We start from the raw sequence: 15,789 nt of genomic DNA on the forward strand, positions 1-15,789 counted from the left end.
TTGTGGTTTGCGCACCCATAATCTGGTTCTTGAAGGCACGATGTCAACGCTTCGCGTCGACGGATTCGAGAAGGGACGGCCAGCCATGGCAAGGGAGACAGGCACCGCGACAGCGCCCCTGCTCGTGCTCGTGAAGGTCGCGGCGATCCTCTCGTGCTTCACAGTGGAGGACCCCGAGCCCACGCTCCAGCAGATCATCCGCAGCACGGGCCTTCCCGCGAGCACCTGCCAGCGGCTGGTCCAGAACATGGTCCGGGAGGGCTTCCTCGACCGGGACGGCGACAGGTACCGCGTCGGGATCCAGCTCGTGCGGTGGGCCACTCCGGGAACGATCGGCCTCGACATCGTGCGGACCGTCCGGCCCATCCTCCAGGCGCTGCGCGACGAGACCGGCGAGTCGGCCTGCCTGTACATCCGCGACGGCGCCCACCGCACCGTGGTGGCGGTCGCGGAGACCCGGCACGTCGTCATGCGCCCGTTCCATGTGGGGCAGGTGATGCCCATCCACGCGGGTGCGCCGGGCAAGGTCTTCCTCGCATTCGACCCTGGCGCACGGTCCGCGCTCGACGGCGCCGAGCTCACGAAGTTCACGGCCACCACCCCGGACAGCTGGGACGAGCTGGACCGGCAGATCGACCTCGCGCGCTCGCAGGGGTACTTCGCGGCGTTCGGCGAGCGCAACGCGGACGTGGGCTCCATCAGCGCACCCGTCTACGACTACTCGGGCGAGTTCGCGGCGGTGCTGGGGGTGGGGTTCCCGCTCGAGCGCGTCTCGGAGGCCGACGTCGAGCGGCTCGGCCCCGCCGTCGCGCGCGCCGCGCTCGAGGCGAGCCTCGCGATGGGCTACAGCCCGGCCACCGGTGCGCCGGGGCCCGGATCCGCACAGGCGGCCGCAGGCACGAAGGCGGACACGAAGAAGGGGACCCGCGCACGTCGTGCGCGGGTCCCCTCATTGGCTGCAGAAGGCGATGCCCCCTGATCAGGGACGGAAGAGCTCCTCGAAAGTGCCGGAGGTGGTCGGCGAGCAGGTGTTCGCCAGGCAGCCGAGGTGCCACATGTGCTGGATCGTCGACAGCATCGTGTAGTGGTCGGCGAGCTTGCCCGAGGTCTTGTGCGGACCCTCGGCCGAGTTGATCACGATGAACGGGGCGTCGCCGCCGCCGAGGACGGCCGGTGTCGTGCCGTTAGGAGTGCTCACGCCGACCGGGCTGCCCGGGCCGCCGGACGAACCGGAGTAGTCGTTCTCGTCCCAGACGAGCACGATGCTCGACTTGGTGGTCTTCCAGGTCTCGGAGTCCATGATCTGGGAGACCTGCTGCTTGACGTAGGCGTCACCCATCTGGATGGCACCGTGGTCGAGGCCCGACGCCGGGTAGCCGCACTGCGGCTCACCGATGAGCGCCGCGCTTGACGGGGAGATGCCATGCATATCGTGGCACTGGTTGGGGCTGACCCAGACGAAGTCCGGGACGCTGCCCGTCTTGAGGTCGTTGGCAAGGTTGTTCTCGAGCGGAACGATCTTCTGCAGGCGTTCCGGCGAGTTCACGATGTCCGAGAAGTACATGAACGGGTTGTGCTTCTGCGCGTACAGCTTGACGGTCTTCCCCTGGACGACCGGGGCGAACTCGACGTTGGATCCGGCCTGCGGCAGGTTCTCCATGTAGGCCTTCCACGTCTTCCCGCTCTCCTCGAGCTGGTCGACGATGGTGCGGCCCGAGAACATGTGCGGCGTGGCCGTGGAGCTGGCAACCTGCGCCGGTGTGAGGAACGCGCCAAGCTGGTCCTCTCCGGGGCCGGGGATGAACTCCTCCGGGGCGCACTTCACCGTGGTCCCGGCCTTGCAGTCGTCCCAGATGCCCTGGAAGTCACCGGAGATGGCGGCCAGGTAGTTCGTGAGGCTGGGGTGGGTCACGCCGTGGTAGTTCGAGTCCGTGTTGTAGCGCTCGGCCAGCGAGGTGATGTAGGGCGCGTCGGCGGTGTTGCCGATGATCTGGTCGCGACCGTGGTTCTCCATCATGATCACGAAGACGTGGTCGGGGCCGCTGGCCGCGTTCGAGCCGGCGTTGCTGGCCGACGGGCTCGCCGTCGCGGCGACCGCAACGGTGCCGGTGAGCGCCACGGCCGCGGTCACGGCCGCCACGACGGCGCCGGCGCGGCGGTTAAGCACGCTGAAGCTTCGCATGTTCTTCCTCTCAGGTTGGCCCCGGGCCCGGAGCACCACGCCTATAAGTACTGCCCCACCTTGGAAGGAGCCTTGGAGAATCGCGACCCGCCGCCGACCTGAGGGTTAACTCTCGGAGAATCTGTTTCTGCAACGGCTTGACGTGTTGCAGAAACGATGTCAATCTTGAGTGGTCGGGCTGTGATGCCGACCACAGGAATGATCCGAACGAGGAGGTTCACATGGCCACGATCGCCGACATCGCGCAGGCCGCCGGCGTGTCGAAGTCCACCGTGTCCCGCTCGTTCACGCGCCCCGACTCAGTCAACGCCGAGACCCGCGAGCGCGTCCTCGTCGTCGCAGAGCAGCTGGGGTACACCGCAGTCCCTGCGAAGGCCGAGACCACCGGAACCATCGCGCTGTTCATCCCGGACATCGCGAACCCCTACTACCCGCCGCTCGTCAAGGCCGTCCAGGCGGCCTGCCAGCGGCAGTCGCTCTCGCTCCTCGTCATCGACGGCGAGGACGATCCCGAGGCGGACGCCGAGGAGCTCGAGCGGATCATCGGTCGGGTGGACGGCGCCCTGGTGTTCGCGCCGAGGCTCGACGCCGAGCGCCTCCGTGCACTCGACGCCGTCGCCCCCGTTGTCCTCATCAACCACGTTGCCGAGGGCCTCCCCTCGGTGGTCCTCTCGGCGCCCGAGGGCGCGCGCCAGGCGGTCGAGCACCTTGCGGCGCTCGGGCACCGGGCCGTCGGGTACCTCGCAAGCCGCGAGGACAACTACTCGTCGCGGGTCCGCCTCGCGGCGGCGGAGGAGGCCGCCGATCACCTCGGCGTCACCCTCCGCGTGCTCACCCACGCCGAGCCCACCTACACGGCCGGCGTGCGCGGCGGGGACCTCGTCCTCGCCGAGCCTGTCACGGCAGTGATCGCGCACAACGACCTCATGGCCTTCGGGTGCATGAACCGGCTCATCGACCGTGGGATGACCGTGGGCAAGGACATCAGTGTCATCGGCTTCGACGACATCTGGCTCGCCTCCGCCTCCCGGCCCACCCTCACCACGGTGAGCACACCGTACGAGCGGGGCGGCGCCGTCGCCCTCCGCATGCTCACGGAACGGATCGGCGACCCCGACCGGCCCGTGAGCACCGTGCACCTCTCCGGCGACCTCGTGGTGCGCAACAGCACCGGGCCAGCGCCGGCCCAGCTGGACTGACGCGCCACATGCGCTTCCCACCTCCTCCCCCGCATCCGATCCACACACGAAAGGCGAGCTCCATGACGAAGCTCTCCGGCAACCCAGCCACTGCCGATACGGACCTCACGACACCCGCCGAGCAGGCGAACAGGCTCCGGCGCGCCAAGAAGGCCGCGCTCGCGGCGTTCCTCGGCGGCGCCCTCGAGTACTACGACTTCTTCGTGTACGCCACGGCGGCGTCGCTCGTGTTCTCGAAGATCTTCTTCCCGGCGGGTGACCCCGTCGTAGCGCAGATCTCCTCCTTCGCGACCTTCGGCGTCGCCTACGTCGCGCGGCCGTTCGGCGCGATCTTCTTCGGCCACCTCGGCGACCGGATCGGCCGCAAGAACACGCTCGTCCTGACGCTCGTGCTCATGGGCGCCTCGACGTTCCTCATCGGCGCACTGCCGGACTTCCGCGCGGTCGGCTACCTCGCGCCGGTTCTGCTCGTGGTGCTCCGCCTGCTCCAGGGCCTCTCCGCCGGCGCCGAGACCGCGGGTGCCTCCGCGCTGACGATGGAGGAGTCCCCTGTGGGGCGCCGCGCGTTCTTCCCCTCGTTCTCAATGAGCGGCATCTCCACCGGCATCGTGCTCGCCTCGCTCGTGTTCCTCCCCGTCGCGGCCATGTCCGAAGCCGACAGGTTCGCCTGGGGCTGGCGCATCCCGTTCTGGTCCTCGATCGTTGTCCTCATCGTCGCGTACCTCGTGCGCCGCACGCTCGAGGAGCCCATCGTCTTCGAGGAGAAGGCTCAGCACCACGACCTCGTGAAGCTCCCCTTCATCGAGATGTTCAAGACCCACCCGGCGCAGTTCGTCCAGGTTGCCCTCATGTCCTTCGAGACGGTCACGAACACGTTCATGCAGTCGTTCGGCCTGGCGTACGCCGTCTCCGTGGGCATCCCGGCACCGACGATGCTGTGGGTGAGCATCCTCGGCAACGTCATCGCGATCGCGACGCAGCCGCTCAGCGCACGGTTCGCCGACAAGTTCGGCCGCAAGCCGATCTTCATCGCGGGCATCATAGGCTCCGGCATCCTCATCTTCATCTACTTCTCCGCGATTTCGACGGCGAACATCCCGCTCGTCTTCGTGGTCTCGACCCTCATCACTGCGGGCACCTACGCGATGTCCAACGCGATCTACCCGGCCTGGTTCGCCGAGCTGTTCAACGTCCGCGTCCGCTACTCGGGCATGGCGTTCGGCCTGCAGATCGGCATCCTGTGCGCCGGCTTCACCCCGCTGATCGGCACCGCCCTCGTGGGCGGCGTGGCCGCAAACTGGGGCCCGGCGGCCTGGATCGTGGCCGGCTCGACGGTCTTGGCCCTCATCGGAGCCATCTGGGCCCGTGAGACCTACAAGACCCCGATCCACGAGCTCGGAAACAAGGTGGGCGGCTCGAAGTAGGGTCTGCTCCCTCAAGCACACGGATCTGGCTCCTTAACGGCACTCGGCGTTGAGGAGCCAGATCCGTTCTGTTCGGGGGTCCAAGTGCGACACGGAGGTCAGCTTCCCGCTCTCGGTCCCGCCGCATGCCTACGGTGGAGCGCTATGAATCGTCCCAAGCGCCTGATCGTTGCCGTCCTCTGGCTCGCCGCTGCCGCCGTCCTGTTCGTCGCCCTCGATGCCTGCGGCGGCCGATCGTCGTCGGCCTCACCGTCGTCGGCCTCACCATCGTCGGTATCCACGGCCGGCCGCGTGCCGTCGTCGGCCGGTGATTCGGGCCCGGTCGTGGCCGCGGGCCACGGGTGGACGGACTCGAGCGGGATCGAAGGGCCCATGCCCGCCGCGGGGACGTGCCACGTGCGCTGGACCGACGCACACGAGCCGCTTCCGGACCCGTCCTGCACGCCGGGCGCCATCGACACGGCGGTGACCCAAGCCAACCTCCCCCAGACGGTCTGCCGCAGCGGCGGCTACACGACGAGCGTGCGCCCGCCGGCCGGGATCACGGACAAGGCGAAGACGAAGATCATGGCCGCGTACGGTATCCCCGCCGAACAGGTTGGCGACTACGAACTCGACCACCTCGTCCCCCTGGCCGACGGGGGCGCGTCCGACATCCGGAACCTCTGGCCCGAGCCGAACATCTTCGCGTCCGCGAAGCACTCCACGTCCGCCTTCGTGCACAACGACAAGGACCAGACCGAGCAGGACGCCTTCTCGGCGCTGTGCGCCGGACGGGCCACACTATCCGCGATCCAGACGACGATGTCCACGGACTGGACCGCCGGCCACTACACCGGCTAAGGCGCTGCAGATGCAGGGGGGCCGCCTTCGGAGTCCCGGGCGGACGGCGCCTACGCGCGTCGCCGGCTGCTACCGCGGACGCGGCCCCTATGCTGAGGCCATCATCAACGCTGCTCCGAGGTGGACCCATGGCGCGCAGGCTCTTCGGCGAGATTCACCCCATCACGTATCGGATTTCGGTTGCCAAAGGCAGATTCCTGAGGAATGTGAGTGACCTTCGGCCTTCCCTGCACTTGGCGAAGACCCGCGATCAGGCCGATCTTCCCGTGGTGGTCTATCGGCACAATTCCCTCATCCGGCGGCGTCTGGGCAATGTCAATCCCGAATTGCAGGACAACAAGGCGGTGAGCCTGTCCATCGCGGCACCCAAAGTCGACGGCGTGCTGATCCGCCCCGGAGAGGTCTTCTCGTTCTGGAAGCTCGTCGGGCCGGTGAGCGCCCGGCGAGGCTACCGGGAAGGCCTGACCATCGACCATGACCGGGCTGCGAGCGGGATCGGCGGCGGCATGTGCCAATTCACCAACCTCATCCACTGGATGGTGCTGCACACGCCCTTGGACATCGTGGAGCACCACCACCATTCCGGGCTTGACCTCTTCCCGGATTTCAATCGCCAGATCCCGTTCGGCACAGGAACGTCGATTGTGTACAACTATCTGGACTACCGATTCCGGAATCCGACCTCGCAGGCGTTCCAGCTGCGCGTGTCAGTCGGCGACGACTACCTTTCCGGCGAGCTCCGCACGGAGTCGGCACTCCCCCTGAAGTACCACATCCACGAACAGGATTCCTGTTTCTTCCGGCACGACGGCAGCGTCTATCGCCACAATTCCATCCACCGGACGGCGCGGGACAAGCGGACGGGCCTCGAGGTGATGCGCCAGCACCTCTCGACCAACACCGCCTTGGTCTGCTACCCGGAGGATCTCGTCCGGCTCCCCATCCTCGACGAACGCCCCACTAGGGCCGTCGTGGAGGCGCGCTGACCGGCGCACTGACCCCTAGCCGCAGGTCCTACGACGCCTGGACGGCGATCCCCCCGAGCCACGTCCGGTTGACCTCGCGGGCTTCGGCCTCGAGCAGGCCGCCCTCCACCTCGATGCCCACCGCGCGCAGCGTCTCTGCCCCACCCTGGGCCAGCGGATTCGGGTCCGAGAGCGCGTAGACCACGCGGCTCACGCCGGCCTTGATAAGTGCCTGGGCGCACGGCCCGGTGCGCCCGGTGTGGTTGCACGGCTCGAGGGTCACGATCGCCGTCGTGCCACGAGCCGTCTCCCCGGCGCGGGAAAGGGCGTCGGCCTCTGCGTGGGCCGTCCCGGCGCCGCGATGGAAGCCCTCGGCGACCACCTCGCCGTCGTGCGCGAGGAGCACGCAGCCCACCCGCGGATTCGGACCTAGCGGCACGCCCGGTGTCGCGGCGAGCCGCAGCGCCCGGCGCATCGCCTCGGATTCGGTGTAGCGCACGACGCCGGTCGCGGCCTCCGCGGCGGACAGCACCTCCGTCACGCGCTCACCGCCATGGCGAGCGCTGCGTCGAGGTCGATGCTGTGGGCCGTGTGGTCCCGCTTGGCCGTGAGGTAGCGGACGTTGGCCTCGGAGAGGTGCACGCCCGTGGGAATGCGCTCGGCGACCCGGATGCCGAGGCCCTCGAGCTGGGCGGCCTTGTCCGGGTTGTTGCTCAGGAGCTGGATGCTCTCGACGCCGACGGCGCGCAGCATCTGGGCGGCCGCGGTGTAGTCGCGCTCGTCCTCGCCGTGGCCGAGGGCCGTGTTCGCCTCGTAGGTGTCGAGGCCCTGGTCCTGCAGCGCGTAGGCGTCGAGCTTCGCGTAGAGGCCGATCCCCCGGCCCTCCTGGCGGAGGTAGAGCAGGAACCCGCCGGCGTCAGTGATGCGCTCGGCGGCCTCGCGCAGCTGGGGGCCGCAGTCGCAGCGCTGGGAGCCGAAGACGTCTCCCGTGAGGCATTCGCTGTGCGGGCGGACGAGCGGCGCGGCGGCGTTCGCCGAATCCGAGCCGTTGGCGGCTCTAGTCAGGGCCGCGCGCCAGTCGCCCAGGCCGAGCAGGAGGTGTTCCTTGCCATCGGCGAGACCGCGGAACGTGAAGACGTCCGCTGTGGTCCGGTATCCGTCGGGGAACTGCAGCGGCACCCGGACTTGGGTGCGGATGGCCGCCGGGGCGGCGGCGGGGACCCGCAGGGCGGTGGCGGTCATGGCATCTCCAATGCTTGAATCTTCAATCAACATTACGGACTCTCTGATTGAAGCGTCAAGCACCCCGGGGTATTCCCGACACAGCGCCCCGCCCAGCCGGAATGCGTCCCGCGCGTCCGTTCCTGATCCCATCGACCCCTGTCGGACGAGCATCGGCGGCGTGTCGCCGATGCGACACGCCGCCGAGCCATACTGATCCGAGCAGGAGCAACCGCGGCCCCTACGGGATGTCCAGGATCTCGCTCCTGATGAGGAACCGCTTCCCCTCGGGAGCCTCGAGGGAGAAGCCGCTCCCCCGGCCCACCACCACATCCACGGTCAGATGGGTGTGGGACCAGTAGTTGAACTGCTCCTTCGACATCCAGAACCCGATCTCCCCGCGCCCGGGGAGGTCGAAGACGCCGAGCTGGACGTCGGCATCGCCCGTGAGGAGCTCGCCGGCGGGGTAGCACATGGGCGCCGACCCGTCGCAGCACCCGCCGGACTGGTGGAACATGAGGGGTCCGTGCCGCTCCCACAGCGAGTCGAGGAGCGTCAGGGCCGGCTTGGTCAGCGCGACCCGGGAGAAGTCCTCCCCCGGGCGCACCGGCCTCGCCGCGAGTGCTGCGTTGTGCGGAACCGCACGCTCGGCATCCATGGCGATCAGTACTTGATGACCACGCGGCCGTCGATCTTGGCGTGGTGCATCTCGTCGAAGACCTGGTTGATCTCCTCGAGATCGCGCGTGTGGAACGTCGGGTGGATGAGGCCGCGCGCGTAGAAGTCGAGCGCCTCCTCGAGGTCCTGGCGCGTCCCGACAATGGAGCCACGGATCGTCAGGCCCTTGAGCACGATGTCGAAGATCGGGGCCGGGAAGTCGCCCGGGGGCAGGCCGTTGAACACGATGGTCCCACCCCGGCGGGTCATGCCGATGGCCTGGCCGAACGCGGCCGGGTGCACAGCGGTCACGAGCACGCCGTGGGCGCCACCCGTTGCCTTCTGGATGGCCTCGGCCGGGTCCTCGGCGAACGCGTTGACGGTCACCTCGGCTCCGTGCTTCTTCGCGAGCGCGAGCTTCTCGTCCGCGACGTCGACGGCCGCGACGCGCATGCCCATCGCGACGGCGTACTGCACCGCGATGTGCCCGAGGCCTCCGATGCCCGAGATGACAACCCACTCGCCGGGGCGGACCTCGGTCTGCTTGAGGCCCTTATAGACCGTGACGCCGGCGCACAGGACCGGCGCGACCTCGTACGGGTCCGCGCCCTCGGGGACGCGTGCTGCGAACTTCGTGTCGACGAGCATGTACTCGCCGAACGAGCCGTCCACGCCGTAGCCGCCGTTCTGCTGCGACTCGCACAGGGTCTCCCAGCCGGTGCGGCAGTACTCGCAGGTACCGCACGCGCTCCACAGCCACGCGTTGCCGATCACCTCACCGATGGCAACGTCCGTGACGCCCTCGCCGAGCGCGACAACGGTGCCGACGCCCTCGTGCCCGGGGACAAGCGGGAGCTTGGGCTTGACGGGCCAGTCGCCCTGCGCGGCGTGGAGGTCGGTGTGGCAGACGCCGCTCGAGATGAGCTTCACGAGCGCCTGGCCTGGGCCGGGCGTGGGGATCTCGAGCTCGTCGACGGTGAGTTCGTCCCCGAAGGTGTGGACAACGGCGGCCTTGAAGGTGCTGCTCATGGTCATGCTCCTTTGCATGGTGTGGTGGGTCAGCGGAGAAACCCCGCTGGTTGAGTACTGCGGCAGGTACGGCGCACGACGGCGGGGGGTCGCGCCGTCGTGCGCCTGCACCATCGCGGGTGTGCGGTTCAGAAGGGCCGGGTCTAGAAGAAGCCGAGCTTCGACTCGGCGTAGGAGACGAGCAGGTTCTTGGTCTGCTGGTAGTGCTCGAGCATCATGAGGTGGGTCTCGCGACCGATGCCGGAGGACTTGTACCCGCCGAACGCGGCGTGCGCGGGGTAGGCGTGGTAGTTGTTCACCCACACGCGACCGGCCTGGATGTCGCGGCCGGCGCGGTAGGCGGTGTTGCCGTCGCGGGACCAGACGCCGGCGCCGAGTCCGTAGAGGGTGTCGTTGGCGATCTCGAGGGCTTCCTCGTAGTCGGAGAACTTCGCAACCGAGACGACGGGGCCGAAGATCTCCTCCTGGAAGACGCGCATCTTGTTGTTGCCCTCGAACACGGTGGGCTCCACGTAGTAGCCGCCCGCGAGCTCGCCCTCGAGGACCGCGCGCTTGCCGCCGGTGAGGACCTTGGCGCCCTCGGCCTTGCCGATCTCGATGTAGGAGAGGATCTTCTCGAGCTGGTCGTTGGAGGCCTGCGCGCCGATCATCGTGTCCGTGTCGAGCGGGTTGCCCTGGACGATCTTCTTGGTCCGCTCCACGACGTCGCCGAGGAACTTCTCGTAGATGCCCTCCTGGATCAGGGCACGGGACGGGCACGTGCAGACCTCGCCCTGGTTGAGCGCGAAGAGCGTAAAGCCCTCCTGCGCCTTGTCGTAGTAGGCGTCGTCCTTCGCGGCGATGTCGTCGAAGAAGATGTTCGGGCTCTTCCCGCCGAGCTCGAGGGTGACGGGGATGAGGTTCTGGGACGCGTACTGCATGATAAGCCGACCCGTGGTGGTCTCGCCGGTGAAAGCGATCTTGCGGATCCGCGGGGACGAGGCGAGCGGCTTGCCGGCCTCGACGCCGAAGCCGTTCACGACGTTGAGGACGCCCGCCGGGAGGAGGTCGGAGATGAGCTCGGCCAGGACGAGGATGCTCGCCGGGGTCTGCTCGGCGGGCTTGAGCACGACGGCGTTTCCGGCCGCGAGCGCGGGGGCGAGCTTCCACGTGGCCATGAGGAGCGGGAAGTTCCACGGGATGATCTGGCCGACCACGCCCAGCGGCTCGTGGAAGTGGTACGCCGTCGTGTTCTCGTCGATCTGGGAGAGCGAGCCCTCCTGGGCGCGGATCGCGCCGGCGTAGTAGCGGAAGTGGTCGACGGCGAGCGGGAGGTCTGCGGCGAGCGTCTCGCGGACGGGCTTGCCATTGTCCCAGGTCTCGGCGACGGCGAGCAGCTCGAGGTTCTCCTCGATGCGGTCCGCGATGCGGTGGAGGATGAGAGCGCGCTCGGCGACGGAGGTCTTGCCCCAGCCCGGGGCGGCCTTGTGCGCGGCGTCGAGGGCGAGCTCGATGTCCGCGGCCTGCGAGCGGGCCACCTCGCAGAACACCTTGCCGGTGACGGGGGTGACGTTCTCGAAGTACTCCCCGGCCACCGGGGCGACCCACTCGCCGCCGATGAAGTTCTCGTACCGGTCCTTGAAGGTGACCTTGCTGCCCTCGGTGCCCGGGAACGCGTAGACGGTCATGGCGAAACTCCTTTGTCTCTGTGGTGTCTGGCCTGGGGCCAATGGCTCCGGCTCTGGGCCGGCTCTGTCATCGTGGAACCGGTGTTGCACCGAGCGTAGGAGGGTGGGGGTTGCGGACGCGTTGCAACGATGTGGCGCGGCTCACAGTCAAGGATTCTCAGGTTGCACTCAGTTAACTTCCATGTTGTTTTAAGTTCTTCAAGGTAGAGGCGATTGGTTTCCCCCGCTCACTAGAGTCGCTTCGCGGCGCCATTCCGGCGCCGGTCCAAGCACCTTGGAGGGAACCATGAAGCGCACGATTGCTGCGCTCGCTTCGGCCTGCGCGGTCGGGGCGATCATCGCCACGTCGGTTGGGGCCGGCACGGCCGAGCCTGCCTCTGCCGCTCCGGCCGGGAACGACGGCCGCATCAAGAATGTCATCTACCTGCTCGGCGACGGCATGGGCCGTACCCACGTCACCGCAGGGCGCGAGCGGTTCTACGGAGCCAACGGCCGCCTGGTCATGGAGACCCTGCCGTCGCACGGCTTCGTGAGCACCTACGCGGTCGAGAAGAAGTCCGGCCAGCCGGGACAGGCGGACTTCGCCCCGAACTACGTCACAGACTCGGCCTCCGCCGCGACCGCGTGGTCCTCGGGTGTCAAGACGTACAACGCGGCGCTTGGTGTGGACGCCAAGGGCACGTCGGTTCCGACCGTCATGGAGATGGCCAAGCAGGCCGGCTACCGCACGGGCAACGTCAGCACCGCGGAGATCACGGACGCGACCCCCGCCGGCCAGATGAGCCACGCCCTCGCACGCGGCTGCCAGGGCCCGGTCTACTCGGCGAAGTCCTGCCAGGACACGGCCGTGACCGGCGGGGAACTGCCCACGAGTGACCTGCGCGTCACCCCGATCGCCAAGCAGATCGCCCGCAACGGCACGGCTGACGTGATCCTCGGCGGCGGCCTGAGCCGCTTCGACACCACGGACGAGAAGGCACTGCGCGATCAGGGCTACGACGTCCTCGGCTCCCCGAAGGACCAGACGGTCGCGACGAAGGCCGACCTCGCCAACGCCCAGGGCGGCAAGGTCTTCGGGCTCTTCAACAAGGGCAACCTCACGGTCGAGAAGTCGAAGCAGGACAACCCGTCGTCGGCCGAGGCCAAGGAGCCCACGCTCGCAGAGATGACCACGAAGTCCATCGAGCTGCTCGGCAAGGACGGTGGGAAGGGCAACGGCTTCTACCTCCAGGTCGAGGGCGCGCTCATCGACAAGCGCTCGCACGCGAACGACGCCGCTCAGACGCTCGAGGAGATCAAGGCGTTCGACGACGCGGTCGCCGCGGCGCTCGACTTCGCCAAGAAGGACGGGCACACGCTCGTCGTGGTCACGGCGGACCACGAGTGCGCCGGATTCAACATCATCGAGAAGGGCAGCTTCACGAACGCCGAGGCCGCCAACCCGCCGGTGAACGTGGACAGTGGCAACACCGCCAACAACTCCACGCCGAGCCGCGCGGGCGGCAACACGAAGGACGCGACCCGCTCGACCGGCATCGTCAACGGCGCCGGTGCGGCCGACCCGCACAACTTCGCCCCGGCGACGTTCCGCAGCGCTGACGATCCGGCCGGCGTCAAGGACGGTTCGAAGGAGGCCAGCCTGTGGCTGACCTACCTCTCCGGCAACCACACGGGCGCCGACGTTCCGATCTACTCCTACGGCGCGGGCTCCGAGAAGCTGCAGGGCACGGTGGACAACACCGACCTCTTCGGCATCGTCGCGGACGCCCTCCGGCTCCGCTGATCTCCTGATCCGCTGATCTCCCCGACAGGGGGCGGCTCGGGCCGCCCCCTGTCCCCCTTCTCCAGCCCAAGGACCATCGTGAAACCCCTCCTCGTCCCCGCCTTCGTGGCCGCCGCTCTCCTCGCCGGGTGCTCGTCCACCCCTGCCCAGCCCAGCGAACCGGCGCCGCGGCCGGTGTCCGTCCAGACTCAACTACCCGGGCTCACGGCCCCCGCCGGCGAGCCGGACCTCCCCTCGCTCGAGGACACCAGCCCGCAGCCCGGACAGGCCGTCCGCGCCGCGGGCCCCTTCGACAACCGCTTCGAGATCGATGGCCTCGTCTTCGACGGCAAGAGCGTCGCGGGCGCCGTCCGGATCACCTCGGACGTGAGCGACCTGCTCGAGCTCGTCGTCATTGCAGGCTTCTACGACGCCGGCGGCCAGCTCGTCAGCACTGGGCGGTTCGAGCACCATACCGACGCCGATGCCGGGCACCAGCACGCGGGCCCGCCGAGCGAGATCGAGGAGTTCACCATCGCACTCCCGGCCGAAGCCGCCGGCAAGGCCGTCTCTGCCGCCGTCGGCGTGCCGGTGCTGGTCAACGAGTAGGCGGCTCGTCCATGGGCTCGGCACCGGCGTGAGGCGAGGTAGGAGCATACGGTGCCTGCCGATGGGCCCTTCCTTTGTCCGGTGCCCGTCAACCAGACTGTAGCCATGTCGATCCTGCCGCAGATCAGCCTCCGCACCCCGCTCCCCTTCGACATCCTCAGCGCCCAAGTGGTGGTGGCCGGGCTCGGCTCCGCCTTCGAGGGCGTGTACGGATCCGTGGTCGTGCGCGACGCCGCGGGCCACGTCGTCGCCGAGTCCAACCTCATGGGCGGGGGCAACGGGTTCTCGCTGTTCCACAACGCCTTCGGCCTCGGCTCGCCCACAACGCCTGAGGGCACCGTGACCGTCCAGGGGACCAACCCGAGCGGGCTGCCCGAGAACGCCGTTTCGGTGACGGTGCCGGTCACGTTCGGGCGGACGCTCATGGGCGGGACGTACTCCGGCTTCACGCTGCACACCGTGGTCCCGGGCGACACACTCTCGGGGCTTGCGGACCAGTTCTACGGCGACGGCAGCAAATATGGGCTCATCTTCACGGCCAACCGGGACATCCTGTTCGACCCCAACGTCATCTACGTGGGGGAAGCTCTGCGGATCCCGCTCGCCTGATGGCGCATTTCTCCGGCTCCGTCACGATCGCACGCGCGCCCGAGGACGTGTTCGACTTCGTGGCCGACGAGCGCAACGAGCCGCGCTACAACCCCGAGATGACGACCGTCCAGAAGCTCACCGACGGGCCGATCGGCGTCGGCACGCGCTGGCGCGCTACCGTCGTGTCCCGAGGGCGTCCGCTGTCCATGGAGATCGAGGTGACGGAGTTCTCGCGCCCGGCAAGGCTGGGAAGCGTCACCCGCATGACGACGGCGCGCATCACCGGGGCGCTCACGTTCGCTCCCGCTGCGGGCGGCACCTTGATGAGCTGGTCCTGGAACCTTGAGCCGAAGGGCGCGATGCGGCTGCTCGGTCCCGTGTTCGGGGCCGTGGGGCGAAAGCAGGAGGAGCGGATCTGGCGTTCGCTCAAGCAGCTGCTCGAGGGAGAGGCACCGTCATGACGTTTCACATTTCGCTCCCGAGGATCATGAAGGTCGGCGCGGGCGCAATCCGGGAGCTCGGCGAGACTGTCCAGGACCTGGGGGCCGCTAGGCCCCTCGTCGTCACCGACCCGTTCATGAAGGAGTCCGGGACGGTCGACGCCGCCTTGGAGTCCCTCCGCGGCGCGGGACTCGAGACCGCGCTGTACGCCGAGAGCGTCCCCGATCCGACCACGGATTCGCTCGAATCGGGCCTCGCCGCCGTGAGGGAGCATGGCGCAGACCTCCTGGTCGGCTTCGGCGGCGGCAGTTCCATCGACACGGCCAAAGCGCTGGGCTTCCTGGCCCTCAACGACGGCCCGATGCGCAACTACAAGGCGCCCCGGAACAACACGGGCCCGGCCCTCCCGGTCCTCGCCGTGCCGACGACGGCGGGCACCGGCTCCGAGGCCACCCAGTTCACGATCATCAGCGATTCCGAGACCGACGAGAAGATGCTCTGCACCGGACCATCGTTCCTTCCGATCGCGGCGATCGTCGACTACGAGCTGACACTCTCGATGCCCGGGCGCCTGAGCGCGGACACCGGCGTCGACGCGCTCACGCACGCGATCGAGGCCTACGTGAGCCGCCGGGCCAACCCGTTCTCCGACGGCTTCGCACTGTCCGCGATGACCGCCATCGGGGCAAACCTCCGCGAGGTGTACAAGGACGGGTCGAACCGGCAGGCCCGCGAGGCGATGATGCTCGCGGCCACGCAGGCCGGCATCGCCTTCTCCAACTCGAGTGTGGCACTCGTCCACGGCATGAGCCGGCCGATCGGTGCCCACTTCCATGTGGCCCATGGCCTCGCCAACGCGATGCTCTTCCCCGCCGTCACCGAGTTCTCCGTCTCCGGCGCCGAGGCACGTTATGCGGACTGCGCCCGGGCGCTCGGCGTGGCAGGCGAGGTCGACGGCGATGCTGCCGCCGCCCTGACGCTCGTCGCCGAACTCAAGGCGCTCAACGAGGACCTCGCCGTACCCACGCCGAAGTCGCGCGGCATCAGCCGCGACGACTGGGAGCGGGCGGTGCCGGTCATGGCACAGCAGGCCCTGGCTTCGGGCTCTCCGGCCAACAACCCAGTGGTGCCGAGCGCGTCCGAGATCGAGGAGCTGTATTCGGCGATCTACGGCTGAGTCCTCCCCGCGAAGGACAACC

At 68.5% G+C, this 15,789-nt stretch carries 15 protein-coding genes and 1 pseudogene; 10 read left to right on the forward strand and 6 right to left on the reverse strand.

Annotated elements, in window-relative coordinates; all coding sequences use genetic code 11:
• Positions 1–40 precede the first annotated feature (40 nt).
• Positions 41–979: an IclR family transcriptional regulator gene (locus tag AB5L97_RS19060; RefSeq protein WP_369045884.1), complete on the forward strand. Its 939-nt coding sequence runs from the start codon at positions 41–43 to the stop codon at positions 977–979.
• Here AB5L97_RS19060 and AB5L97_RS19065 read toward each other — a convergent pair whose 3' ends face one another.
• Complete coding sequence (locus AB5L97_RS19065) at positions 980–2,182, reverse strand: alkaline phosphatase family protein (protein WP_369045885.1); 1,203 nt, start codon at positions 2,180–2,182, stop codon at positions 980–982.
• 221 nt (positions 2,183–2,403) lie between these two features.
• On the opposite strand from AB5L97_RS19065, the gene AB5L97_RS19070 reads away from it, so the two are divergent.
• From AB5L97_RS19070 to AB5L97_RS19085, 4 genes are all read left to right on the forward strand, one after another.
• Complete coding sequence (locus AB5L97_RS19070; RefSeq protein WP_307956348.1) at positions 2,404–3,381, forward strand: LacI family DNA-binding transcriptional regulator; 978 nt, start codon at positions 2,404–2,406, stop codon at positions 3,379–3,381.
• Between the two features lie 62 nt (positions 3,382–3,443).
• Positions 3,444–4,805 carry an MFS transporter gene (locus AB5L97_RS19075; protein ID WP_307956349.1) on the forward strand — a complete coding sequence of 454 codons (1,362 nt, stop codon included), beginning with the start codon at positions 3,444–3,446 and terminating at the stop codon, positions 4,803–4,805.
• Positions 4,806–4,949: 144 nt separating this feature from the next.
• A complete protein-coding gene (locus tag AB5L97_RS19080) occupies positions 4,950–5,648 on the forward strand; it encodes a hypothetical protein (RefSeq protein ID WP_369045886.1) in 699 nt (232 codons plus the stop codon).
• Positions 5,649–5,854: 206 nt separating this feature from the next.
• The gene (locus AB5L97_RS19085; protein WP_369045887.1) at positions 5,855–6,634 is read left to right on the forward strand and encodes a VanW family protein; all 780 of its coding nucleotides are present in this window, start codon (positions 5,855–5,857) and stop codon (positions 6,632–6,634) included.
• A 55-nt stretch (positions 6,635–6,689) separates the two neighbouring features.
• On the opposite strand, the pseudogene ribD reads toward AB5L97_RS19085, so the two are convergent.
• From ribD to adh, 5 genes and pseudogenes are all read right to left on the reverse strand, one after another.
• Positions 6,690–7,088 (reverse strand): annotated as a pseudogene (gene ribD / locus AB5L97_RS19090) (bifunctional diaminohydroxyphosphoribosylaminopyrimidine deaminase/5-amino-6-(5-phosphoribosylamino)uracil reductase RibD); the annotation flags it as partial.
• Positions 7,089–7,150: 62 nt separating this feature from the next.
• Complete coding sequence (locus AB5L97_RS19095; protein ID WP_369045888.1) at positions 7,151–7,855, reverse strand: GTP cyclohydrolase II; 705 nt, start codon at positions 7,853–7,855, stop codon at positions 7,151–7,153.
• A 220-nt stretch (positions 7,856–8,075) separates the two neighbouring features.
• A complete protein-coding gene (locus AB5L97_RS19100; protein WP_369045889.1) occupies positions 8,076–8,492 on the reverse strand; it encodes a DUF779 domain-containing protein in 417 nt (138 codons plus the stop codon).
• Positions 8,493–8,497: 5 nt separating this feature from the next.
• The gene (gene adhP / locus AB5L97_RS19105) at positions 8,498–9,520 is read right to left on the reverse strand and encodes an alcohol dehydrogenase AdhP (RefSeq protein ID WP_369045890.1); all 1,023 of its coding nucleotides are present in this window, start codon (positions 9,518–9,520) and stop codon (positions 8,498–8,500) included.
• A 143-nt stretch (positions 9,521–9,663) separates the two neighbouring features.
• Positions 9,664–11,187 carry an aldehyde dehydrogenase gene (adh, locus tag AB5L97_RS19110; protein ID WP_307956355.1) on the reverse strand — a complete coding sequence of 508 codons (1,524 nt, stop codon included), beginning with the start codon at positions 11,185–11,187 and terminating at the stop codon, positions 9,664–9,666.
• A gap of 286 nt (positions 11,188–11,473) precedes the next feature.
• Here adh and AB5L97_RS19115 point away from each other — a divergent pair, with 286 nt between their 5' ends.
• The 5 genes from AB5L97_RS19115 (at position 11,474) to AB5L97_RS19135 (ending at position 15,767) form a co-directional block, all read left to right on the forward strand.
• On the forward strand, positions 11,474–12,970 hold the full coding sequence (locus AB5L97_RS19115; RefSeq protein WP_369045891.1) for an alkaline phosphatase: 1,497 nt from the start codon (positions 11,474–11,476) through the stop codon (positions 12,968–12,970).
• Between the two features lie 78 nt (positions 12,971–13,048).
• Positions 13,049–13,558: a hypothetical protein gene (locus AB5L97_RS19120; RefSeq protein WP_369045892.1), complete on the forward strand. Its 510-nt coding sequence runs from the start codon at positions 13,049–13,051 to the stop codon at positions 13,556–13,558.
• A gap of 105 nt (positions 13,559–13,663) precedes the next feature.
• A complete protein-coding gene (locus AB5L97_RS19125; protein WP_307956358.1) occupies positions 13,664–14,167 on the forward strand; it encodes a LysM peptidoglycan-binding domain-containing protein in 504 nt (167 codons plus the stop codon).
• Positions 14,167–14,610: an SRPBCC family protein gene (locus tag AB5L97_RS19130; RefSeq protein WP_307956359.1), complete on the forward strand. Its 444-nt coding sequence runs from the start codon at positions 14,167–14,169 to the stop codon at positions 14,608–14,610. Before AB5L97_RS19125 ends, AB5L97_RS19130 begins: the two co-directional genes overlap by 1 nt.
• Positions 14,607–15,767, forward strand: coding sequence for an iron-containing alcohol dehydrogenase (locus tag AB5L97_RS19135; protein WP_369045893.1), 1,161 nt, complete (start codon positions 14,607–14,609; stop codon positions 15,765–15,767). Before AB5L97_RS19130 ends, AB5L97_RS19135 begins: the two co-directional genes overlap by 4 nt.
• The last annotated feature ends 22 nt before the right edge of the window (positions 15,768–15,789 follow it).

Source organism: Sinomonas sp. P10A9 (assembly GCF_041022165.1).
GTDB classification, from domain to species: domain Bacteria; phylum Actinomycetota; class Actinomycetes; order Actinomycetales; family Micrococcaceae; genus Sinomonas; species Sinomonas puerhi.